22 protein-coding genes are annotated in these 22400 nt (G+C 66.9%); 9 read left to right on the top strand and 13 right to left on the bottom strand.

Annotation, left to right across the window (positions count from 1 at the left end):
• Positions 1-2205 (bottom strand): AAA family ATPase (locus ACXJKJ_RS12715; RefSeq protein ID WP_457390348.1); only part of this gene is annotated, 2205 nt, incomplete at its 3' end.
• Positions 2206-2322: 117 nt separating this feature from the next.
• Here ACXJKJ_RS12715 and ACXJKJ_RS12710 point away from each other — a divergent pair.
• Entirely contained in the window at positions 2323-3153 is an 831-nt protein-coding gene (locus ACXJKJ_RS12710) for a PEP-CTERM sorting domain-containing protein (protein ID WP_457390347.1), read from the top strand.
• Positions 3154-3217: 64 nt separating this feature from the next.
• Here the strand turns inward: ACXJKJ_RS12710 and ACXJKJ_RS12705 are convergent, their stop codons facing one another.
• The 3 genes from ACXJKJ_RS12705 to ACXJKJ_RS12695 form a co-directional block, all read right to left on the bottom strand.
• A complete protein-coding gene (locus ACXJKJ_RS12705; protein WP_056192776.1) occupies positions 3218-3628 on the bottom strand; it encodes a GNAT family N-acetyltransferase in 411 nt (136 codons plus the stop codon).
• Between the two features lie 29 nt (positions 3629-3657).
• Complete coding sequence (locus tag ACXJKJ_RS12700) at positions 3658-4227, bottom strand: dihydrofolate reductase family protein (protein WP_056192779.1); 570 nt, start codon at positions 4225-4227, stop codon at positions 3658-3660.
• Positions 4228-4356: 129 nt separating this feature from the next.
• On the bottom strand, positions 4357-4860 hold the full coding sequence (locus tag ACXJKJ_RS12695; RefSeq protein ID WP_457390346.1) for a hypothetical protein: 504 nt from the start codon (positions 4858-4860) through the stop codon (positions 4357-4359).
• 344 nt (positions 4861-5204) lie between these two features.
• Between ACXJKJ_RS12695 and ACXJKJ_RS12690 the strand changes: the two genes are divergently transcribed.
• Entirely contained in the window at positions 5205-6548 is a 1344-nt protein-coding gene (locus ACXJKJ_RS12690; RefSeq protein WP_056192469.1) for an IS110 family RNA-guided transposase, read from the top strand.
• Between the two features lie 46 nt (positions 6549-6594).
• On the opposite strand, the gene ACXJKJ_RS12685 is transcribed toward ACXJKJ_RS12690, so the two are convergent.
• The gene (locus tag ACXJKJ_RS12685; protein ID WP_457390345.1) at positions 6595-7050 is read right to left on the bottom strand and encodes a DUF4259 domain-containing protein; all 456 of its coding nucleotides are present in this window, start codon (positions 7048-7050) and stop codon (positions 6595-6597) included.
• A gap of 202 nt (positions 7051-7252) precedes the next feature.
• Between ACXJKJ_RS12685 and ACXJKJ_RS12680 the strand changes: the two genes are divergently transcribed.
• Genes ACXJKJ_RS12680 through ACXJKJ_RS12670 form a run of 3 tightly spaced genes read left to right on the top strand, consistent with a single transcriptional unit; the run spans position 7253 to position 8597 of the window.
• Positions 7253-8191 (top strand): integron integrase, encoded by a 939-nt coding sequence (locus ACXJKJ_RS12680; RefSeq protein ID WP_457390344.1) that lies wholly within the window; start codon positions 7253-7255, stop codon positions 8189-8191.
• Positions 8167-8370 (top strand): tyrosine-type recombinase/integrase, encoded by a 204-nt coding sequence (locus tag ACXJKJ_RS12675; RefSeq protein WP_457351440.1) that lies wholly within the window; start codon positions 8167-8169, stop codon positions 8368-8370. The genes ACXJKJ_RS12680 and ACXJKJ_RS12675 overlap by 25 nt, the downstream gene beginning before the upstream one ends.
• Entirely contained in the window at positions 8367-8597 is a 231-nt protein-coding gene (locus tag ACXJKJ_RS12670; RefSeq protein ID WP_457390343.1) for a DUF6429 family protein, read from the top strand. Before ACXJKJ_RS12675 ends, ACXJKJ_RS12670 begins: the two co-directional genes overlap by 4 nt.
• 40 nt (positions 8598-8637) lie before the next feature.
• Here ACXJKJ_RS12670 and ACXJKJ_RS12665 read toward each other — a convergent pair whose 3' ends face one another.
• Complete coding sequence (locus ACXJKJ_RS12665; RefSeq protein ID WP_457390342.1) at positions 8638-9864, bottom strand: class I SAM-dependent methyltransferase; 1227 nt, start codon at positions 9862-9864, stop codon at positions 8638-8640.
• A 170-nt stretch (positions 9865-10034) separates the two neighbouring features.
• On the opposite strand from ACXJKJ_RS12665, the gene ACXJKJ_RS12660 reads away from it, so the two are divergent.
• Complete coding sequence (locus ACXJKJ_RS12660; RefSeq protein WP_457390341.1) at positions 10035-10679, top strand: PEP-CTERM sorting domain-containing protein; 645 nt, start codon at positions 10035-10037, stop codon at positions 10677-10679.
• A 73-nt stretch (positions 10680-10752) separates the two neighbouring features.
• Here the strand turns inward: ACXJKJ_RS12660 and ACXJKJ_RS12655 are convergent, their stop codons facing one another.
• Positions 10753-11424, bottom strand: a complete 672-nt coding sequence (locus ACXJKJ_RS12655; protein ID WP_457390340.1) for a histidine phosphatase family protein — start codon at positions 11422-11424, stop codon at positions 10753-10755.
• A gap of 52 nt (positions 11425-11476) precedes the next feature.
• Here ACXJKJ_RS12655 and ACXJKJ_RS12650 point away from each other — a divergent pair, with 52 nt between their 5' ends.
• Genes ACXJKJ_RS12650 through ACXJKJ_RS12640 form a run of 3 tightly spaced genes read left to right on the top strand, consistent with a single transcriptional unit; the run spans position 11477 to position 13863 of the window.
• Positions 11477-11923 (top strand): GNAT family N-acetyltransferase, encoded by a 447-nt coding sequence (locus ACXJKJ_RS12650; RefSeq protein ID WP_457390338.1) that lies wholly within the window; start codon positions 11477-11479, stop codon positions 11921-11923.
• Positions 11916-12575 (top strand): alpha/beta hydrolase, encoded by a 660-nt coding sequence (locus ACXJKJ_RS12645; RefSeq protein ID WP_457390337.1) that lies wholly within the window; start codon positions 11916-11918, stop codon positions 12573-12575. The genes ACXJKJ_RS12650 and ACXJKJ_RS12645 overlap by 8 nt, the downstream gene beginning before the upstream one ends.
• Positions 12576-12633: 58 nt before the next feature.
• Complete coding sequence (locus ACXJKJ_RS12640) at positions 12634-13863, top strand: hypothetical protein (RefSeq protein ID WP_457390336.1); 1230 nt, start codon at positions 12634-12636, stop codon at positions 13861-13863.
• Here the strand turns inward: ACXJKJ_RS12640 and ACXJKJ_RS12635 are convergent.
• From ACXJKJ_RS12635 to secA, 6 genes are all read right to left on the bottom strand, one after another.
• Positions 13860-14285 (bottom strand): GNAT family N-acetyltransferase, encoded by a 426-nt coding sequence (locus tag ACXJKJ_RS12635; RefSeq protein WP_235531819.1) that lies wholly within the window; start codon positions 14283-14285, stop codon positions 13860-13862. The genes ACXJKJ_RS12640 and ACXJKJ_RS12635 overlap by 4 nt on opposite strands.
• 163 nt (positions 14286-14448) lie before the next feature.
• Positions 14449-16578 carry a prolyl oligopeptidase family serine peptidase gene (locus ACXJKJ_RS12630; protein WP_457390334.1) on the bottom strand — a complete coding sequence of 710 codons (2130 nt, stop codon included), beginning with the start codon at positions 16576-16578 and terminating at the stop codon, positions 14449-14451.
• 117 nt (positions 16579-16695) lie between these two features.
• A complete protein-coding gene (argJ, locus tag ACXJKJ_RS12625; RefSeq protein WP_457390333.1) occupies positions 16696-17925 on the bottom strand; it encodes a bifunctional glutamate N-acetyltransferase/amino-acid acetyltransferase ArgJ in 1230 nt (409 codons plus the stop codon).
• 90 nt (positions 17926-18015) lie between these two features.
• On the bottom strand, positions 18016-18708 hold the full coding sequence (locus tag ACXJKJ_RS12620) for a PEP-CTERM sorting domain-containing protein (RefSeq protein WP_457390332.1): 693 nt from the start codon (positions 18706-18708) through the stop codon (positions 18016-18018).
• Positions 18709-18747: 39 nt separating this feature from the next.
• Positions 18748-19278 (bottom strand): PEP-CTERM sorting domain-containing protein, encoded by a 531-nt coding sequence (locus tag ACXJKJ_RS12615; protein ID WP_157281139.1) that lies wholly within the window; start codon positions 19276-19278, stop codon positions 18748-18750.
• A gap of 226 nt (positions 19279-19504) precedes the next feature.
• Positions 19505-22249 (bottom strand): preprotein translocase subunit SecA, encoded by a 2745-nt coding sequence (secA, locus tag ACXJKJ_RS12610; protein ID WP_457390331.1) that lies wholly within the window; start codon positions 22247-22249, stop codon positions 19505-19507.
• Positions 22250-22400: the final 151 nt, after the last annotated feature.

The raw sequence follows: 22400 nt of genomic DNA, 5'->3' as shown, positions 1-22400 counted from the left end.
GTCGCCGCCCTCCAGCAGCAGCGCGGCCAGACGCAGGCGCGCCTCGGCCAGCTGGCCGAGCAGGTCGCCGCCTTCGCCGTCCGCCAGCAGACCGCGCCAGGCGGCGATGGCTTCGTCGCGCCGGCCCTGCAGCGCGGCGAGCTGGGCCTGCAGGCCCAGCAGCGGCCGTGGCCGGTGCGGCATGACGAGGTCGGGCAGGTCCGCACCGATGCGCACCAGACACTCCAGGCCCTCGGCCAGCGCCTCAAGGTTGCCGATGGCGGCCGCCATGCGCGACATGGCAAAGGTCGCATGCCAAGCGCCCCAGGCACCATAGCCCGGCACATGCTCGGCCAGGCGCAGCCGCATCAGGGCCAGGGCCTCGTCATGGCGGCCGGCGATCAGGTCGAACATCGCATGCAGGGCCTGGCCCTGGTTGCGCGCGATGACGATGCGACCCAACCAGGCTGCATCGGCTTCGGCATGAGCCAGCATCTGCCGGGATTCGGCCAGGCGGCCCTGCCAGAACAGGTTCCAGGCCTGGGACGTGTGCGCGTTGACGCCGAAGGGCAGCGACCGGTTGCCCAGCACCTGCATCGCGCCACGGTACCAGCGGTCGGCCACCGGCGACATGCCGACGCAGCTGATCTGGCGCGGCGACGGCGAGCAGATGTACCAGCTCTCCAGCGTGGTCGTGTTCAGCAGCTCGGTGACAAGGGCGTCGAACAGCGGCGCAACGGCGTCGAAGCGGCAGCTTTCCATCGCATGCCAGGTGCGGCCCAGCAGCGTCACGCGGCGCAGCTCGCCACTCAGCGCAAACGGGTCGAGGTCGCGCAGCAGGGCTTCAGCCTCCTGGAGGCGGCCCTGCGCGATCAGCAGGATGCTGCGATGGCCGCGCGCGGCGAGCAGACCGGCCTGGTCGCCGCGCGCGTCGAACAGCGCCTCGGCGCGGCTCTGATGCCATTCGGCCTGCTGGGCCTCCCACAGCACCCACAGCGCCAGCGCCTTGACGCGGTGCAGTTCCGGGCTGGACTCGGCAAAGGCAGGGTCGAAGCGCCGGGTCAGGTCCAGCAGGCCCTGGGCGCCGAGCTGGTTCATCAGCAAGGCGCCGTCTGCCAGCAGCAGCTCGGCTGCACGCTCGGGGCGGCCCGCGGCCAGCAACAGGCTCTGCCGGCGCACCGCGTCCGTCTCCAGCATCGCGGCGCGCTCCAGCTGCTGGCGGTAGACCTCGGGCTGCTCCTGGCGCAGGCGCTGTTGCAGCATGTCGCGCAAGAGCTGGTGCAGGCGCAGCGTGTGGGGCGCCAGGTCGACGACGGTCACGAAGAGCGAGAGGCGCTCCATATCGGCCAGCCAGCCGGCTGCGTGGGCGTCCTCGCCCAGCGCCTGGCAGCGCGCGGCGTCCAGTTCGTGCAGCACGCTGGTGCGCAGCAGGAAGCCGCGCAGGCCGGGTTCGAGGCGGTCCAGCACTTCGGCGGCGAGGTAGTCGAAGGTGGCGCGGTCGATGGCTGCGGGCAGGCGCTGTTGTCCCGCGCCCAAAGCCAGGCGCAGGCCGGCGGGCCAGCCCTGGCAGCGCTCGTAGAGCCCCGCCGCAGCGGTTTCGTCCAGGCCCGCTGCCTGGGCCAGTTGCTCGACCTCGCCGCGCGCCAGCGCCAGCTCGACGGGGCCGAGGTCAGCCAGCTCGCCGGCGGCCCGCAGCCGCGCCAGGCGCAGCGCGGGTTCGTGGCGGGCGGCCAGTACCAGGCGCCAGCGCTCGCCCATGCGGGCCAGCCAGCGGTCCAGGAACTGCAACGCAGCCGGGTCGACGAGATGGTGGGCGTCGTCCAGCACGATCAGGCCATGCTCGACCTCGCAGGCCTCCAGCGCATTCAGCATCGCATCGGCCACGGTGACGATCTCGGTGGCGCCGCGCAGCGCCGCGTCTCGCAGGCCCTCGGGCGCCGTGCGCCAGGGCGGGTCATAAGGCTCGAAGGCGGCGAACAGGCAGTCCAGCAGGCGGCCGAGGTCGTCGCCTTCGTCCAGGGCCACCCAGGCAATGGCCGTGTCGGCGCCCGCATCGGCCAGGGCCTGGGTCAGCAACGACGTCTTGCCATAGCCGGCAGGCGCGCAGATCAACAGCACGCGGTGAGCATCCAGCGCGCGCTGCACGTCGGCCAGCAGGGCCGGGCGTGGCAGCAGCAGGCCGGCACGCGGGCGCGGCGCACGGGTCTTGGTGTGGGCGAGAGCCATGGGCGCGGATGCTAGTTCACAGACCCCGGGCTTGAGGGGGTGAGATGGCTCCATCGGCTAACGATTGCCTAACGGTCGCTCTCCAGACTGGCGCACAACCTGATCGGAGACCCCACCATGAAGCTTGCCCGACTGCTGCTGCCCCTGACCCTTGCCGCCAGCCTTGGCGCCCATGCCCAGCAGGGCGTGAGCCTTGCAACCGGATTCACCGACTTCACCAGCTGGTCGCTGTACGGCAGCGCGACGGCGTCCAACACGACGCCGGGCAACGGCTTCACCTACAGCGACCTGATGCTGACGGCACCAGGTGTCGGCGGCCAGGGCGGCGCCGGCTTCGCGCCGAATGCCCTCACGCTGGACTTCAACCAGGCCTTCGCTTTCGACTTCCACTTCTTCATCCCCGTCAGCCAGGGCCTGCGCGGCGATGGCCTCACCTTCACGCTGAGCGACACGGCCGGCGTCGGCGGCGCAGGCTCGGGCCTCGGCTATGACGGCCTGAGTCCGGCCAGCGTGGCCTTTGCCATCGACACCTTCCACTTCAACGGCGAACCGGTGTCGCCCAGCCTGCAGATCCTGTCCGGCGGCTCAGTGGCGCCGCTGGCTGCTACCGAAACCGGCCTGGGCGACACCATCCGCGACCCTGACTTCCAGTGGTATGCCTCGGTGCAGTACACCCCCTCGGGGCTGAACGACAACGCCGGCATGCTGACCGGCACCATCGAGCACTTGAACCTCGGCATCTACACGGTCAGCGCCCAGGTCAGCTTCGACCAGCTGGGCCTCGTCGGCACGCCGGTGTTCTACGGCTTCACGGCCGCCAACGGCCTGGCCACCGACGGCCACTTCCTCACCTCGGCCGTGCCGGTGCCCGAGCCGGGCAGCGGGGCCCTGATCCTGGCCGGCCTGGCCTGCCTGGCCATGCTGGCCCGGCGCCGCCGCGCGCGTTGACGTGATCCAAGTCGCTGCCCTCGGCCCGCGGCCCGCGGCCCGCCTGCGGGACGCCCTTTGACTGTCACGCCTCGGCCGCGACGTTGTAGACACCTGCCTCGGACAGGCGAAAGCCACAACGGCTGTAGAACTCCCGCAGGTCAGGCTCGAAGTCGACGTGCACCCAAGTGACCCCGCGCGCCCTGGCTTGCTCCAGCGCGGCAAGAACCAACGCCGTTCCGATACCGTGCCGCCGGCAACTGGGATGAACCGTGGGGTCCAGGACAAACGCATGCGTCTTGCCGTCCCAGGCGACGTTGACGTAGCCGACAAGTTCGGCCCCCCGGTACGCGCAGACGTAAGCCATGCTGGAGCGCAAGACGGGTTGAAATGTCGCAGGGCAATGGTTCGCCCAAGATGCGGAAAACAACTCGTTCAGTTCCAAGTCACCCAGGGGTGGCGAGAGCTTGTATTCGATGGCGGGCGCTGAACTCATGGGCGGCACGTGGTTAGGCGTCACCCCACTCAGCGACGAACGCGGTAGCGGATGTGGGTGGCTTCCGGGGTGTCGATCACCCGGACAATCTCCAACTCGACGCGCGAAGGCAACATCTCGAATAACCGGCGGCCACCACCGAGCAGGACCGGGATCTGGTGGATCTGCAACTCGTCCAGCACACCAGCCTCGAGCGCCCGTTGCGCCGTGTACGCGCCAAGCATCAGCACGATGCGATCCCCGGCGGCGGCCTTTGCCTGCGCCATTGCGCGCTCGATGCCGTCGGGCACGTAGGTCACCAACGGATAGTTCGCTACCGAAGGGCCCGGCGGYCGGTGGCTGGGCACGATGATCGGGACACCGTGGTTGTCACCGCCCCAGTGATCGACCTGCTCCACAGTGCGCCGCCCCGCCAGAATCGCGCCAGGTGAGTTCCAGTCGTCCCACAATTGTCCGACCGCCCCAGAGGGACGGGAGAAGTCCCCATACCACTCGTGCAACCGGTCGAATCCGTCGCCGCCGGGGTTGCCCACTTCGTCGTTCGGGCCAGCGATGTATCCGTCGAGTGACATAGACATGAAGAGCACCGATGTGGCCATTTGGGGTCTCCTGTTCTTTCGAAGAATGGTCAGACGTACGCGATGCCGCTTGAGTGACGCCTGACGTTTGACATGAGGGGCGGCCGCAAGTGGGCGAAGCCCGCTTGTGGACACCCCTCTATCGAAGGGTTATGCATCGCTGCGCGCTGCCACACTGGGTGCCACTTCAATGCCGAGCCATAACCGCAACTCCTGGATGAACTGCTGCTCGGAAAGCCAAGGTTGCTCGCGGAACACCTTCGACTGAATGTTGTTGAACTTCTCACCAACCTTCCCTCCGGACAGATAGCGCCTGAGGACCTTAGAGGAGACGAAAAGAACCTTCTCTGGCTCGTGGACCTCGCTGGCGAGTGCCCATCGGAGGTTCGTTTCGAAGTAGGGCAGTTCTCTGGCAACGATCTCTGGCTGAAAGCCCCCGCCCTTGCTACCGCCGAACCCAAGCCGCCCATGCTTCGACTTGTGATACTTGACCTCAATGAAGAACAGTGCGGGCTGCGGAAAGTCTTTGCAAATAAGGATGTCGACGGCCTTCTTGTTTCGTAGCGCGTAGACCCGTTCGTCCAGCCGCGTAACGTGCTCCCGGATCAGGCTTCGGATATGCGCCTCGAACTTGCTCTCACTTTCGTAGGTCACACGGTCTCCTGCGAGGCCTGACGTCAAAGGTCAGCGGGCGGCGAAGCCGTCCGCTGCAGCGCAGGGTTAGCGGAGTAATCGGCCCGCCTCGCCCGCAAATCGTCCGGAAGAAACACCTGGCGTAGTGCGCTGCATCGTGGCACGGTGGAACGTGGCGCCGGGGAAGACCGAAGCAGCAATGGTGCACATTGCCCGCGGGTTAGCGTGGTCATGGGCTGCGTCATCGACATTGGTGAATCGTCATGCGGGCCTTGGGCTCGCGCGGCGATATCCCGTTTGAGAGAGTGATCTAGACGACACACCCGATCCGGTGCCACGTTCCACCACTCATCTTGGAGGACAACATGGCTTCGCGCAATCGGGCTCGCTCGCAGAGCACCCTGTCCTTGACCCACCCCAACGCTGCTGGCATCGACATCGGCAGCGCCTCGCACTTCGTGGCCGTCCCACCCGACCGCGACGACCAGCCTGTGCGCGAGTTCAAGAGCTTCACCGCCGAGCTCGCGCGGCTGGCCGACTGGCTCGACGCCTGCGGCGTGGACACGGTGGCCATGGAATCCACCGGCGTGTACTGGATTCCCCTGTTCGAGCTGCTGGAGCGGCGCGGCTTCACGGTGCTGCTGGTCAACGCCCGGCACGTCAAGAACGTCTCGGGCCGCAAGAGCGATGTGCTGGACTGCCAGTGGCTGCAGCAGCTCATGAGCTTCGGGCTGCTGCGCGGGGCCTTCCGCCCGGCCGACGCGGTGTGCGTGCTGCGCGCGCTCACGCGCCAGCGCGCCACCACGTTGCGCACCCAGGCGCGCTGCGTGCAGCACATGCAAAAGGCGCTGGTGCAGATGAACATCCAACTCGCCAACGTCATCGCCGACGTGGTGGGCGAGACGGGCCAGAAGATCCTGCGCGCCATCGTCGCGGGCGAGCGGGACGGCCAACGGCTGGCAGCGCTGAAGAACACGCGCATCCACGCCAGCGCCGACGAGATTGCCGCCAGCCTGTTGGGCAATTGGCGGGCGGAGCACCTGTTCGCGCTGAAGCAGGCACTGGCCGCCTTCGACTTCTGCGGCACGCAGCTCGCCGAGTGCGACGCCGAGATCCAAGCCCAGCTCCAGGCGCTGCAACGCTGTGAAGGCGAGCCGGCCAAGGGCAAGAAGCGCGGGCGCGCTCGCAACGCCCCCAGGTTCGACCTGCGTGGCCAGTTGTTCCGCATGTGCGGTGTGGACCTCACGCGCATCGATGGCGTGGACGTGACCACGGCGCTGGTCGTCGTCAGCGAGGTGGGCACCGACATGAGCCGCTTCGCCAGCGACAAGCACTTCGCGTCGTGGCTGGGTTTGTGCCCGGGCACGAAGATCACGGGCGGCAAGGTGGTGAGCGGCAAGACCCAGCGGGTGGCCAACCGCGCAGCGCAGGCGCTGAGGCTGGCGGCGGCAGCGCTCAGGGCCAGCAAGTCGGCGTTGGGGGCGTACTACCGGCGGCTGTGCGCGCGCATGGACAAGGGCAAGGCGGTGACGGCAGCGGCTCACAAGCTGGCGCGGTTGATCTACGCGATGCTCAGCAAAGGCCAGGAGTACACCGATGCGGGTCAGGACTACTTCGAGGAGCGCTACCGGGAGCGGGTGCTCAGGAACCTGCGGCAGCGGGCTCAGCAACTCGGCATGCAGATCGTGCCCGTGGCCCAGACCGCCTGAAACCTCTTTGCAGATCAACTATTTGGTGGGTGTTTCTTGAGAGCCATCATTTCAGCCTCGCAATCAGGCTTTGCATGTGGCCGCTCCACGCGGGGAATTCCTTCTCTTGCCACAGCTCCCGAAGCTCAGACTTGGGGCCGTTCAGAACACGTAACGCAGCCTTCGCCGCGACGGGAGCGAGCTTTGCTATTTCGGCTTTCTGTTGCTGTTCCAGCCAAGCCGACAGTTCCTTGGGCAGAGATTTTGACGGCCTGCCTTTTGATGCTGCGACAACCTCGGCTGCTGCAACGGCCATCGAGCACTCCGGAGCCTCAAGATATCCATCGGCTAGCGCCGCATTGAGCGCGACCGAAATGAACTTTGGACCCTTGGACCGAGCACATTGACTCGCCCAGTCCATAGCATCATCGTTGCTAAAGCTATCCGACTCCCACGCGCCCGCTCGAGCTTGTGAAACGAATGCCGATGTTGCGGCGAGAAGCATGAGATCGCGACGGTTCATGTCTGGCTAACGTGTTATCAATTGCAGATAGGTGTCGCCTACCACCGCTACCGTCGCGCTAACCGGCTCCGCGACAGGCCCTGCAAGCGCTTGATCCAGCGGGGGTTTCTGGCGATTTTACTGTTGTTTCATACAGCACTAAATTTGCCGACGAAAGCGGCACTTGTTACAAAGGCCCCGCCGGGGCGCTTGGCCGCGTGCCATGTTGCCATCTCTCGTCGGCGCCGAACACGGTCAGCATTCACCGCCGCGTCGATATGACAGGGCACCGGATCTGCCGCCGTTGCGCGCCACGCGGTTGCTGGACCAGCTTCGCGAGCGCATTCGCACCCTTCACTACAGCCCGCGTACCGAGGATGCCTACGTTCACTGGTGCCGGGCCTTCATCCGCTTTCATGACCGTCGGCACCCCAAGGACATGGCTGGCCCGGAGGTCGAGGCCTTCCTGACCCATCTCGCGGCCGATCGCGGCCTGCCGGCCTCCAGCCATCGCCAGGCGCTTTCGGCTCTGCTCTTTCTGTATGGCAAGGTGCTGGGTCAGGCCTTGCCCTGGATGCAGAACATCGGCCGCCCGGTGCCCAAGCGGCGCCTTCCCGTGGTGCTTCACCCAGACGAGTTGGCCTCGGTCCTGGGGCAGTTGCAGGGCGTGCATCTGCTGTTGGCGCAGTTGCTGTACGGCACCGGCATGCGCATCACGGAGGGCTTGCAGTTGCGCGTGAAGGACATCGACTTCGCGCAGCGCGCCATCTACGTTCGCCAGGGCAAGGGCGACAAGGACAGGGTGGTCATGCTGCCGCAGTCCCTGGTGGCACCGCTGCGCGCACAGTTGGGTGTCAGCCGCCAGACCTGGGCAGAGGACGTCGAGGCGGACTGCGCTGGCGTGCAGATGCCCGGCGCGCTCGCCCGCAAATACCCCAGGGCGGGTGCGAGCTGGGGCTGGTTCTGGGTCTTCCCGCAAGACCATCACGCCACGGACCCGCGCACCGGCGTGCTCCGCCGGCACCACCTCTATCACGAGACCTTCCAGCGTGCATTCAAACGGGCCGTCCAGGCCGCCGGCGTCGCCAAGCCCGCCACGCCTCACACGCTGCGCCATTGTTTTAGCTACGACATGACTTGGGTACAAGTCAGTCTTCACTGAACCTTCGGTTTGCCACCCACCTGCTGCAAGCCGGCAGCGACATCCGCACCGTGCAGGAACTCCTCGGCCACTCCGACGTGGCCACCACGATGATCTACACCCATGTGCTCAAGCTCGGCGGCGGTGCCGTGCGCTCGCCACTGGACGCACTGGCCATGGCTCGACAGGAGGCTTCATGAACCTGGACACCGAACGGATCGACGACGCCGTGCTGGCCTTGTTGCTACTGGGCCTGCATGACGGCCATCGGGCGTGGAAGTCCTTCGACTGGGATGCGATGGGCCGGCTGCACGAGAAGGGGTTGATCAGCGACCCGGTCGGCAACGCGAAGTCCATCGCCTTCACGGAAGAGGGCCTGCAGAGGGCGGAGGCCCTGCTGCAGTCGCGATTTGGCAAGGCGAGCTAAGAGGCTGAGGCCGCACCGCCGGATTGCGCCGGCCGATTCATCACTCCGCCAGCAACTGCTCCAGCCGCTGCTCCCGCAGCCCATAAAAGCGCTTGATATCGGCAATCTGCGCCAGCAGCTCCGGCCGGCGCGCGGCCAATGCCTCGGCGGCCAGGCCCTGCGCCTTCACGGCCAGGATCATCTTGTTCTTGCTGGTGTGCTCCAGCGCGATGAACTCGAAGACCTGGGTGCGGTAGCCCTGGCTCTCCAGCAGCAGGGCGCGCAGCGAGTCGGTCACCATCTCGGCCTCTTGGCCGAGGTGGATGCCGTGCTGCAGCATGGGCCGCAGCACGGCTGGCAGCGTCATCTGCGGGCGCAGCTCCTTGTGGCAGCAGGGCGAGCTCATGATGACTTTGGCGCCGGACTGCAGGCCGACGTGCAGGGCGTGGTCGGTGGCGATGTCGCAGGCGTGCAGGGCAATCATCACGTCCAGCGGTTGCACGGCCTGCGTTCTCACGTCGCCCTGGTCGAAACGCAGGCCGGTCAGGCCCTCGTTGTCGATGATGGCACCGCACAACTTGACCATGTCGTCACGCAGCTCGATGCCCGTCACGCGGGGGCTGAGGCCGTGGGACTGCAGCCAGTCATGCACGGCGAAGGTCAGGTAGCCCTTGCCAGAACCGAAGTCGGCCACCCGCACGGGGCCTTGCAGCTCGGCCTCGTCGACGGCCGAGGACAGGATCTCGACGAAGCGGTTGATCTGCTTCCACTTGCGCGCCATCGCCGGCACCAGCGCCGGCTCGCCCTTGACAAGGTGGGTCAGCCCCAGCGCCGACCACACGGGATTGACCATGTCCAGCGGGCGCTGCTTGGCCTTGTCGTGGGCGGCGGGAGCAACCGCCTCAGACCCATCGACGCGCGTCACCCGCAGCGTTTCGCGGCCCTTGCGGCTGACGGCGAACTGCACCTCTTCGGTCGCCGTGTGCAGATGGGCATTGCGAAAGCGTGCGCCCAGCAGCGTGGCGATCTCGGCCAAGCCCGCCTCGGGGGCGTGGTTCTTGGTGACGTCCTTGGTACGGTGGCGCCAGAGAAAGCTCAAGGCCGGCTCACCGCGCAACTCGACCAGCCGCACGGTGAGGCGCTCGACGTCCTCGTCCTCGCCCACCGGTCCGGACAGCAGCAGCTTGCTGAACCGCCCGCCGGCCAAGCCCAGGCGGACGAGATGCATAAAACGTTCGTGGGCAGAAGCGCTGGCGGCGGGCGGCGGGGTGATCAGGCTGGTGAACATCGGGGCCGATTCTCCCCGCGTCCAGGGGGGCGACGGGTCCAAACACCCATTCCGCACGCTTTGCGGCCCGCGCCCCCCGCAACGGGAGGGTGTGCGGGCGGGCCACCTTTCCTACATTAACCCCCTAGTTTGAAGTGCTCAAGACAGCTTTTCCACAGGGGGTTCCGTTCATGTCCAAGTCCATTCGCCTGCTGGCCGCCGCGGCGCTGACCGCATTGGCAGCATCCGCACACGCCGATTTCGTGTACTCGACGCAGGGCGTGAGCTTCACGTACCACGGCGTCGATGCCGACACTTTCACGCTGCGCATCCAGAACGCGCTGGACGCCACCGGCAACTGGGCCCCGGCCACCCACCTGGGCTATCTGGGCTTCAAGGGTCTCGGTGACCTGAGCGTCGTGACCGGCGTGAATGTGAACGTGTCCCCGGCACCTGGCAACAACGTGCTGTGGACCTATGCGCATGGCGAACTGACGGGCAACGGCTGCAACAGCAATGCCAACTCCGACGCCATCTGCATGGACGCCACGCCCGACCTGCAGTTGACCAACGACCTGCTTTTCACGATCGATCTGCTCGGCAATGGCGTCGACATCAGCAATGCCACCGCGCCGCTGCTGAAGGCGAGCTTCACCGTCTGGCAGGAGGAAACGCGCAACAAGCCGGCCGCCTTCGTCAATACCGGTGACCTGCTGGGCCAGACGCTGACCAGCAACGCGCAAGCCCCGGGCCAACTGCCCGAGCCGGCCTCCCTGGCGCTGTCCGCGCTGGCTCTGGCCGGCCTGGCCGCCGCACGCCGCCGCAGCCGCGGCTGATCGCAAACTCCGGCGCGGGCGTCATGCCACGCGCCGGACTTGCCCGCGAAGGCAAACAAAGCCAGCTTTGGCTTCAGGCGTGCGTGATGTGCGCCCGCGTCTCGGCCGTGTCCAGATGCGGCAGCGTGTTGAACGTGACGAGGTGGTGGCGCTTCGGGTTGAAGGCGAACTCGGTGACAGCCGAGTTGCGGATGCGCAGGTTGAGTTCCACAAAAGTCTCGGGCGGCGTGGACAGCACCTGGGCCACGGCCGTGGCGATAGGCCCACCGCTGGAGACGATGAGCACCTGTTTGCCCACACCCAAAGCCAGCACGCGTGCCAGCGCATCGGCCACGCCGGCGGCGAAATCCGCGGGCGCCGGCATGCCCACCGGTGCCGTCTCGCCGCTCATCCAGGCCAGCAGGCCCTGGCGAAGCAGCCGGAAGTGGTGCTTGACGGCCTCGGGGGTCGTCGGGGCATCGATGGGGCCGGGGTGGATGGCGCGCACGACGGCCTCGCTGTCGTACTCGTTCAGCCCCGGCAGTGCGACGGCGGGCAGATCCTCACCGTAGCCCTCGACGATGCCCGCCAGCGACTGCTTGTGCCGCCGCAGCGTGCCGGTGAACACGGCATCGAAGCGCTGGCCGCGTTCGCGCCAGTAAGCGCCGAGATGGCGGCATTGCTCATGGCCCTTGGCGCTGAGCTGGTCATAGTCGGCCGCACCAAAGCTGGCCTGACCGTGGCGGACGAGATAAAGGCTTCCCATGAACGTGATCATGAACGGCAAGGGCAGCGCCCGCTGTCGCGACAATGACGCCATGACACTTCGAATCGCCACGCGCGACGACACTGCCGAGATCTGGCGCGTGCGCTATGCCGTCACCGAGAACACCCTGACACCGGGCCGCATCTCGGATGCCGAACTGCATGTCTATCTGGAAGATTTCGGCCGTGGCTGGGTTGTCGAACTGGAGCCCGGGCGCATTGCGGGCTTTGCCATCGGCGACGCCCGCGACGGCCACATCTGGGCAATGTTCGTGGACCCGGCGTTGCATGGGCAGGGCTACGGCCGTCAGTTGCACGACGTGATGGTGAACTGGCTGTTCGCCCAGGGCCACGGGCGCCTGGACCTGGGCACCCAGCCCGATTCGCGCGCCGAGGCCTTCTACCGTCGAGCCGGCTGGACGCCGACCGACGAAGGCCTGGACGTCTACGGCGACAAACGCTTTGAACTTCGCATCGAGAACTGGAACCCCCATGCTTGAAACCCATGTCATCGAGACCGGCCCCAATCCCGGCACGACGCTGATCGTGCTGCACGGCCTGGGGGCCGACGGCCATGACTTCGTGCCCATCTGCGGCGAGCTGGACCTGAAAAGTCTCGGCGCCGTGCGCTTCGTGTTCCCGCATGCCCCCGAGCGGCCGGTGACCATCAATGGCGGCTATGTGATGCGGGCCTGGTACGACATCCTCGGCGCCGACCTCGTCAAGCGCGAGGACGAGGCCGGCCTGCGCGAGTCGCAGCGGCAGATTGCCGAACTCATAGACAGCGAGCGCCAACGCGGCGTGGCAGCGAACCGCATCGTCCTCGTCGGCTTCTCGCAGGGCTGCGCAATGGCGCTGATGACGGCGCTGCGCTACCCCGAGCGCCTGGGCGGCGCCGTCGGCTTGTCGGGTTATCTGCCGCTGGCTGCGACGACGGCCACCGAGCGCTCGGCGGCGAACGCCGACCTGCCCATCTTCATGGGCCATGGCAGCCAGGACACCATCGTCGTGCCCGCCCGCGGCACGGCCAGCCGCGACGCTCTGCGAACTCTGGGCCATGAGGTCGAATGGCATGACTACCCGATGCCGCACTCGGTCTGCATGGAGGAGATTGAAGACCTGAACGCCTGGCTGCTGAAGCAACTGGCYTGAATTCGGGGGCTTGTTTCCATCACCGACGGATGGGCTCGTCGGGGAAGATCAAGTAGTCATGGAGCGCCTGGCCGAACAGATCGTTGACTGGCACAACCGCCACCCGCTTGCGCGGCGCATCGCCGTGGGCGATGTGCACACCGTGGGCGTGGTGGCCCTGCCCTTTGTGCGCGCCTCCGCCGAGGCGGGCGGCCTGGTCGAGCCCGTGCTGACCGATGTGGTCAGCGCCTTCGACGCATTGCATGGCTCGCCCCCTCTGTCACGCTGGGCGGCATGGAAGCAGCGCCTGACGCATCTGCCGCGCCTGATCGCCCGGCGCCCGCGCACGCAGTGGCGCGCCTTCAGCGAGAAATTCCTGCCCGGCCTGAGCCCGGCCCAGGTCGAGCGCTTTGCGCTGGCCCATGGCTTTGCCGAGCCGCCGGCCACCCCCGACAGCCGGCCCTGGCGCGTCATCGTCATCGACGAGACCCTGGCCAGCTCCCACAGCGGCTGGCCTTTCGAGCTCTATGTGATGACGGCGGGCGTCGATGTGGGCAGCGCCCGCACCCGCGTGCTGGCCGGCCGCGGCATCCCTTCGGAAATCATTGGCCGCCGGCTGTGGGACCCGATCCGCCTGGGCGCAGCGGGTGCCGTCCTGGCGGTCCTGATCGCCGCGGGTGCCTGGATGCTGTGGCCCCAACGCGCGGCCGAGCCGGCCGCTGCGCCGCCCCCGACGGCAGCGTCGGCGGCATCAGCGCCGGCCCTGCCTGTCTCCGCCTCAGCCGCTTCTGCGCCCGCCTCCGCTCCAGAGTCGGCCGTTGCGGCCGCTTCGGCCGCTCAAGCGCCCGCCAGCGAGGCTGCAAGCGACGCGCCACCGCCCGATATTCGCCCCCGCCTCGTGGAGCGCACCGACGGCATCAAGCGCCCGCCGATCCTGCGCTCGGACAAGCCCGCCGAGGCGCCTGCGGAAAAGCCGGGCGAAAAGACGGTCGACAAGCCCGAGCCTGCCGCCAGCAAGCCCGAGYCCGTCGACCCACGCCTGGCTCGCCTGGCCCAGTCATCGGACAAGGTCGTCGTCGCCCTCGTCGGCCCGCCGGGCAGCAAGGCCGAGGCCGAGGCGCTGCTGGGGAAGATGAAGGCGGGCCTGGTCGGCGTGCACGGCAACCCCGACGCGCTGCAGGCCGATGTCATCCAGACGCCCGAGGGCTGGCGCGCAACGGTCTGGCCTTTCCCGAGCCGGGAGCAGGCCCAGCTGATCAACGCGACGCTGGTGGCTCGCGGCCTCAAGACCAAGGCCGTGAACTTCTAGGACCGGCGTATGACGAAGGCGCGCTTGTCGCCGCTGTCAAAGCCACAGCGCTCGTAGAAGGCCCACACGGCGGGGTCCTTGCGGCTGGTTGTCAACACGACCTTGTAGGCACCTGCGCCCCAGGCTTGATCAATCGCATGCCGGACGACGGCCTGGCCATGCCCCTGGCCGCGATGGTCCGCATGGGTGACGACGTTCTCGATGACGCCATAGCTGCTGCCGCCGCGCGTCAGGTTGGGGATGACGGCGAGGTTGCAGCTGGCGATGAGCGTCTCACCGTCAAAAAGCCCGAAATGGCGCAGCCACGGATGTGCGAACACGGCGTGTACCGCCTCTTGCGAAGGCGGCGCATCGCCGGCGTTCAGATGCTGATAGAGATCAAGCAGAGCGTCGACATCGCCGACGCCCAGGTCACGGATCACCACAGCACTGCTCATCGCCCTGCGGGCCGAGCGCTGGGCCGCTCCCGAGCCGGCCCGCGCTGGCGATGTGCTTGCGGCTCGACGCCGCAAGCATCGCCGTCACCTCGGGGGACCGGCTGGACTCGCCCGCGTTCAGCGGCGCGAGGCCGGACGAGGGGTCTCATTATTTGACTTCCAACTTCATCGTGTTGGCAATGAAAGCCAGGATGTCGCTGCGCTCCTCGATGATCTTGGATGTCGGCTTGCCCGCGCCGTGGCCGGCGTTGACCTCGATGCGGATCAGCTTCGGAGCCGCACCCGTGTCGGCGGCCTGCAGCGTGGCGGCGTACTTGAAGCTATGGGCCGGCACGACGCGGTCGTCATGGTCGCCGGTCGTGATCAGCACGGCCGGGTACTTGGCGCCGCTCTTGATGGTGTGCACCGGCGAGTAGGCGCGCAGCGCGTTGAACATCTCCGGGCTGTCGGCGCTGGTGCCGTAGTCGGTAGCCCAGGCCCAGCCGATGGTGAAGTTCTGGTAGCGCAGCATGTCCATCACGCCGACCTGCGGCACGGCGACCGCGAACAGGTCGGGGCGCTGGTTGGTGACCGCGCCGACCAGCAGGCCGCCGTTGCTGCCACCGTTGATGGCCAGCGTCGCGGGGCTGGCGACCTTGTGGCTGATCAACCATTCGCCGGCGGCGATGAAGTCGTCGAAGACGTTCTGCTTCTTCAGCTTGGTGCCGGCCTCGTGCCAGGCCGAGCCGTATTCGCCACCGCCGCGGATGGAGGCAATGACGTAGACGCCGCCCATCCTCATCCAGGTCGCGGCCGTCACGCCATAGCCCGGGGTGATGGAGATGTCGAAGCCGCCATAGCCGTAGAGCAGGGTCGGGTTGCTGCCGTCGAACTTCAGGCCCTTCCTGGCGGCGATGAAGATCGGGAAGCGGGTGCCGTCCTTGCTGGTGACGAACTCGCGGCGGGTCTCGAACTCATCGGGGTTGAAGGCCGTCTTGGGACGCTTGAAGAGGCTGATCTTGCCGGTCCTGACGTCGTAGCGATGGATCTCGGCCGGGGTGGTCAGGCTGGTGTAGCTGAAGAAGGTTTCCTTGTCGCTCCAGCGCCCGCCGAAGCCGCCAGCCGTGCCGATGCCGGGCAGCTTGACCTCGCTGAGCTGCTTGCCGTCGGCGCCATGCACGCGCACGAGGGTCGCAGCGTCATGCAGATAGCTCAACAGGAAACGGCCGCCGACGGCAGAGGCTGCCGTCATCGCATCCGGGCCCTCGGGCACCAGCGTCTTCCAATTGGCCTGCGCCGGGTTCTTCAGGTCGACAGCGACGAGCTTGCCGCGCGGGGCGCCCTTGTCGGTCTTGACGATCAGCTTGCCGTTGACGGCGGCGACAGGGGTGTACTGGGCGTCGAAGTCCAGCGTGATGGGCTGGGGCTTGCCGCCGGCAAAAGCCCCCTTGGGCAGGGGCAGCACCATCAGGCCGTTCTTACTGCCGGCGCTCTTCCAGACGCTGATGACCAGCAGTTGGCCGTCGTCCGACACCTCGGTGCCAAAACCCCACTCCTTGTCGTCGCGGTTCTCGGCGACGAGCAGGTCCTCGCTCTGGGCCGTGCCGAGGCGGTGGTAATAGAGCTTCTGGAAGTAGTTGGCGCCCTTGAGCTTGTCGCCTTCCTTGGGCGCGTCATAGCGGGCGTAGAAGAAGCCCTTGCCATCGGCCGTCCAGGCGGCGCCGCTGAACTTGACCCATTCGATGGTGTCAGCGAGGTCCTGGCCGGTGGCGAGGTCACGCACCTTCCAGGTCTGCCAGTCGGAGCCGGCACCGGCGATGCCATAGGCCAGCAGCTTGCCGTCGCGCGAGGGCACGACGCCGCTCAGTGCCACGGTGCCGTCCTTGGACAGCAGGTTGGGGTCCAGCGCCACGACCGGCGTGTCGGCCAGCGACTTGGCCGTGTAGAGGACGTTCTGCTGCTGCAGGCCGTCGTTGCGGGTCCAGAAATAGCGGCCGCCTTCGCTGAAGGGGATGCCGAAGCGCTCGAAGTTGTAGAGCTCGGTGTAGATGCGGCGCGCCGGCAGGCGCTGCGGCATGGCGGCCAGGAACTTGTCGGTGACCTCGTTCTGCTGGACGACCCAGGCCTTGGTCTCGGCGCTGTTGTCGTCCTCCAGCCAGCGGTAGGGGTCGGCGACAGCCGTGTCGTGATAGGCGTCGACCTGGTCGACCTTGCGCGTGGCGGGATAGCTGAGGCCCTGGGCCTGGGCGCTGGTGGCGAGAACGGCTGCGAGGGTGATGGCAGACAAGGTGAGCTTCATCGAGCGGTGTCCGGGATGTGTTCCGTGAAGCCGCGGATTGTCAGCGCCGCCCGCAGGCGGCGCCGATCGTCATGCGATGAAGCCCTGACAGCAATAACCCGGAGGGCCTGCGGGCCCTTAGCTACGGTAGTCGGCGTTGATGCTGACGTAGTCGTGGCTGAGGTCGCAGGTCCAGACGGTGGCGCTGGCCGAACCGCGGTTCAGGCCGACGCGGATGGTGATCTCGGACTGCTTCATGACGCGCTGGCCGTCTTCCTCGCGATAGGTCGTCAGGCGCCCGCCCTGGCGCACCACGGCAACGTCATCCAGGTCCAGGTCGATCAGGCCCTGGTCCAGGTCGCCAATGCCGGCATAGCCGACGGCCGCCAGGATGCGGCCCAGGTTCGGGTCGCTGGCAAAGAAGGCCGTCTTGACCAGCGGCGAGTGGGCGATGGCATAGGCCGCCAGCCTGCACTCGGCCTCGTCACGGCCGCCTTCGACGGTGATGGCAATGAACTTGGTCGCGCCCTCGCCGTCGCGCACGATGGCCTGCGCGAGTTCCTGGGCCAGCGCGATCAGCGCCTCGCGCAACGTCTTGGCCTCGGCACTGTCCAGCGACGTGATCTCGGCATGCGCCGCGCGGCGCGACGCGATCAGCATGAAGCAGTCGTTGGTGGACGTGTCACCGTCGATGGTGATGCGGTTGAAGGAGGCATCGGCCGCTTCCTTCACCAACGGCTGCAGGAGGGCCGGCGCGATGTTGGCGTCGGTGGCGACGAAGCCCAGCATGGTGGCCATGTTCGGCCGGATCATGCCGGCGCCCTTGGAGATGCCGGTCAGGGTGACGGGCACGCCGCCGATCTCGATGCGGCGTGAAGCGGCCTTGGGCAGGGTGTCCGTCGTCATGATGCCGGCGGCAGCCTCGGCCCAGTTGTCGGCCTTCAGCGCGGCCAGGGCGGCGGGCAGGCCGGCGGAGATGCGGTCGACCGGCAGAGTCTCCATGATGACGCCGGTCGAGAAGGGCAGGATCTGCTCTGGCTGGCAGCCGATCAGGCCGGCCAGGGCCTGGCAGGTCTGGCGCGCACGGGCCAGACCGTCGGCACCGGTGCCGGCGTTGGCATTGCCGGTGTTGATCAGCAGGGCACGGATGGCCGAGCCGCCGGCCAGGTGCTCGCGGCAAAGCTGCACGGGAGCGGCGCAGAAGCGATTGGTGGTGAAGACACCGGCGACGGCGGCACCCTCCTCCAGCGCGATGACGCTGAGGTCACGCCGGTTGGCCTTGCGCACGCCTGCCATGGTCACGCCAAGGCGCACGCCCGGCACGGGCAACAGGGAGGCGGGATCGGGGGCGGTGAGATTGACGGGCATGGCGCGCTCGGTTGGTGTCAGGGAAAGCGCGAGGATTCTAAGAAGTGAAAAAGGCTCCCGAGGGAGCCTTTGCAAGGAGCTGAAAGTGGATCAGCGCGGCAGGCGGCGGCGGGCCAGCAGACCGATGACGCCCAGGCCGCCCAGGAAGAGGGCATAGGTCTCGGGCTCGGGTACCGCGTTGACGGCGCTGGCGACGACGAGGTCCTGGTAGCTGGCGTTGCTGAGCTTGGTCAGGCTGTACAGCGCCGGACCCTCGTAGCCCTGCGCGGCGGCCAGGTAGTTGGTGGCCAGGGCCTGCACCGAATTGTTGATGCCATTTTGCTGGCCGGTGGCACCTTCCGTCTTCAGGAAAAAGCTGCCACTACCCTGGGCAACGCTGAGCGTGCCGCTGCTCTCGCGCATGATTTCCCAGACTGCGAGCTGGAAGGCGGCTTGCTGGTTGCCGGAGTGGACCGAAGCAAACTTGCTGGAGTACAGCGCCTGCAGCAGTGTGTCCTGGCTGCCACTGAAGCTGCCGACCGTGTAGGTCTTGAAGTTGGGCGTCACGCCGTCGCTCTTGAAGCTCAGCGCGAAGGACTGGGTCGGTTCGATGCAGTAGGCCAGGAAACTGCCGGTGGCGGCATCCGTGAAGTTCAGTCCACCGGTGACGTAGTTGGTCGTCAGCGAGGTGGTGAGCGCCGGATCGCCGGCATCACGGTCGACGAAGCGGATGCTGACGGTGTCGGCGGCGAATGCCGAAGCGCTCATCAGCAGGGCGGCGGCGAGGGTCAGAGGCTTGAACATGGTTGGACTGCTTTCGTGATTGGGGCGGCTGGACGCGGCTCAGCGAGCGCGGCGACGGGACAGGCTCATTCCGGCCAGGGCCACGGCCACCAGGGCCAGGGCGGTGGGCTCGGGCAACTCGGTGGTCGACGTGCTGCCTTCCAGCGTGGCGGTGTAGCCCTCGAAGCCCTTGGCGCTGAAGCCGGCGCCAAGGACGTGCAGCTGCCAGGCGCCCGCCGACAGCCATTGCTGGCCCAGCGTCCAGGTCTCAATGCCGAAGATGTCGTTGTCCACGTCGATGCCGGCGCCGACCGGCGTCAGCGCGACGGACGTGCCACCCTGGGTGAGGTAGGCCGAGGTGATGTCGACGCTGGCCTGGTCTTCGGCCGAGAACGTGATGACGCTGCCGCCCATCAGCGTCACACCGTTCAAGGTGAAACCGAAGATGTCGTTGAACTGCGCGGCACCTGCGCCGTTGGACATGATGGCGTCGTTGGAAAAGCTGAACGACACCGGCGTCACCGCTGCGGTCGCATTGCATGCAGCGGCAACCAGACTGAGGGCGGCGAGCGCTTTAGACAACGTTTTCATCACGTACTTTCAGGTTCTCTATTCGGGTCTACCCGGAGTTTCGCCGGGGAATGACTGCACTCTAGGGGGGTGAGAGCGGTCCGAGCACCCCTCATGCGCGTGGCGCAGGCGGCGGGATGTGCCCAAACGCACGCTTTTCCCCCCACATGGGTGGGCTGCGCGGGGTGAGCCACCAATGAAAACGGGCCGGCAAAGCCGGCCCGTGGCGGGATGCGACCAGGAAAACTCAGGCCAGCTTGCCGTGGCAGAGCTTGAACTTCTTGCCACTGCCGCAGGGGCAGGGGTCGTTGCGGCCCACGTGGCCGTATTCGGCCAGCAGCGTGGCGGGGTCGACGTCCTGGCTGATGGAGCCGTCCTCGTTGGGGTGCTGGTAGGTCACGTTGGACACCGCTTCGGCACGGCGCTCCATGGCCTCGGCGGCCTGGCTGGCCTCTTCCTGGCTCTGGATGCGCACATTCATCAGCGTGCGGGTGACTTCCATCTTCACGAGGTCCAACAGCTGGGAGAACAGCTCGAAGGCTTCGCGCTTGTATTCCTGCTTGGGGTTCTTCTGGGCGTAGCCGCGCAGGTGGATGCCCTGGCGCAGATAGTCCAGCGCGGCCAGGTGCTCGCGCCAGCGCTGGTCGATGCTCTGCAGCAGCACCATGCGCATGAAGGGGTTGAACTGATCGATGCCGACGCGCTCGAGCTTGTCCTGGAAGAGCTCGTCGCCGGCCTTGGTGACGGTTTCCAGAATGTCGTCGTCGGTGATCGAGTCGCTCTTCTTGACGAGTTCGGTCAGTGACAGGCCAATCTGCCATTCGCCCTGCAACACCTGCTCCAGACCGGGCAGGTCCCACTGCTCTTCCACGCTCTCGGCCGGCACGAAGGTGCGCACGACATCGCTCAGCGTGGACTCGCGCAGCGAAGCGATCTGGGCGATGAGGCTATCGGCCTCGAGAATGTCGTTGCGCTGCTGGTAGATGACCTTGCGCTGGTCGTTCGAGACGTCGTCGTACTCGAGCAACTGCTTGCGGATATCGAAGTTGCGCGCCTCGACCTTGCGTTGGGCGCCTTCAATGCTGCGCGTGACGATGCCGGCCTCGATGGCCTCGCCTTCGGGCATCTTGAGCCGGTCCATGATGGCGCGCACGCGCTCACCGGCAAAGATGCGCATCAGCTGGTCATCCAGCGACAGGTAGAAGCGCGAAGAACCCGGGTCGCCCTGGCGGCCGGCACGGCCGCGCAGCTGGTTGTCGATGCGGCGGCTCTCGTGGCGCTCGGTCGCGATGATGCGCAGGCCACCCTCGGCCCGCACCTTGTCATGCAGGCCCTGCCACTCGTCCTTGAGCTGCTGGATGCGGCGCGCCTTCTCGTCGGCGGGGACCGCCTCGTCGGCCTCGAGGAACTTGACCTGGTTCTCGACGTTGCCGCCCAGCACGATGTCGGTGCCGCGGCCGGCCATGTTGGTGGCGATGGTGATGACGCCCGGGCGACCGGCCTGGGCGACGATCTGCGCTTCCTTCTCGTGCTGCTTGGCGTTCAGCACGTTGTGCGGCAGCTTGGCCTGGTCCAGCAGCTTGGAGATCAGCTCGGAGTTCTCGATGGACGTCGTGCCCACCAGCACCGGCTGGCCGCGCGTGTGGCAGGCGCGGATGTCCTCGATGACGGCGTTGTACTTTTCCTTGTCGGTCTTGTAGACCAGGTCCAGCTCGTCCTTGCGGATGGTCGGGCGGTTCGGCGGGATGACGACGGTCTCGAGGCCGTAGATCTCCTGGAACTCATAGGCCTCGGTGTCGGCCGTGCCCGTCATGCCCGACAGCTTGCCGTACATGCGGAAGTAGTTCTGGAAGGTGATCGAGGCCAGCGTCTGGTTCTCCGCCTGGATCTCCACGCCTTCCTTGGCTTCGACAGCCTGGTGCAGGCCGTCGCTCCAGCGTCGCCCGCTCATCAGGCGGCCGGTGAACTCGTCGACGATGGTGACCTCGCCGTTCTGCACGACGTAATGCTGGTCGCGGTGATAGACGTGGTGGGCCCGCAGCGCTGCATTCAGGTGATGCATCAGCGTGATGTTGGCCGCGTCGTACAGGCTCGCGCCTTCCGGGATCAGGCCGGCCTCGGTCAGCAGCGCCTCCGCAACCTCGTGGCCGTCTTCGGTCAGGTGGATCTGGTGCGACTTCTCGTCCACAGTGAAGTCGCCCGGCTCGATGACGCCTTCACCGGTGCGCGGGTCGAGCTCGCCGATCTGCTTCTTCAGCTTGGGCACGACGGCGTTGATGCGCTTGTAGACGTCGGTGTGGTCGTCGGCCTGGCCCGAGATGATCAGCGGTGTGCGCGCCTCGTCGATGAGGATCGAGTCCACCTCGTCGACGATGGCGTAGGACAGGCCGCGCTGCACGCGATCGGCCGTCTCGTAGACCATGTTGTCGCGCAGGTAGTCGAAGCCGTAYTCGTTGTTGGTGCCGTAGGTGACGTCGGCGGCGTAGGCGGTCTGCTTCTGCTCGCGCGGCATCTGCGGCAGGTTGATGCCGACCGACAGCCCGAGGAAGGTGTAGAGCTTGCCCATCCASKCCGCGTCGCGRCGSGCCAGGTAGTCGTTSACSGTGAYGACGTGGACGCCCTTGCCYKYCAGCGCGTTSAGGTAGACCGGCAGCGTGGCCATCAGCGTCTTGCCTTCGCCGGTGCGCATTTCGGCGATCTTGCCGTCGTTGAGCACCATGCCGCCGATCAGCTGCACGTCGAAGTGGCGCATCTTCAGCGAGCGCTTGCTGCCTTCGCGGCAGACGGCGAAAGCTTCGGGCAGGATGTCGTCGACCGTCTCGCCGGCAGCGATGCGCTGCTTGAATTCAGCCGTCTGGGCGCGCAATTCGTCGTCGCTCAAGCCCTCGTACTTCGGCTCCAGCGCGTTGATCTGCTGCACGGTGCGGCGGTACTGCTTGAGCAAACGCTCATTGCGGCTACCGAAAATCGAGGTGAGAAGCTTGGGCAACATGCTGCGAGGAATGAGGAGCTGCGCGGCACCGGGCGGGCTGTCCAACCGGTGGGAGGCGCGAATCTGAGGGCACGGCGAGGCATTGCAAGACGGACTTGCCCGGCCGCGCAAAACGGCGCAGTTTAGCAGTGGGCTTTTGGCCAGGATCGCC

Source organism: Roseateles sp. P5_E1 (assembly GCF_054049335.1).
Note: the sequence above shows the minus strand (reverse complement) of the source record. Positions and strands in the feature narration are given on the sequence as shown.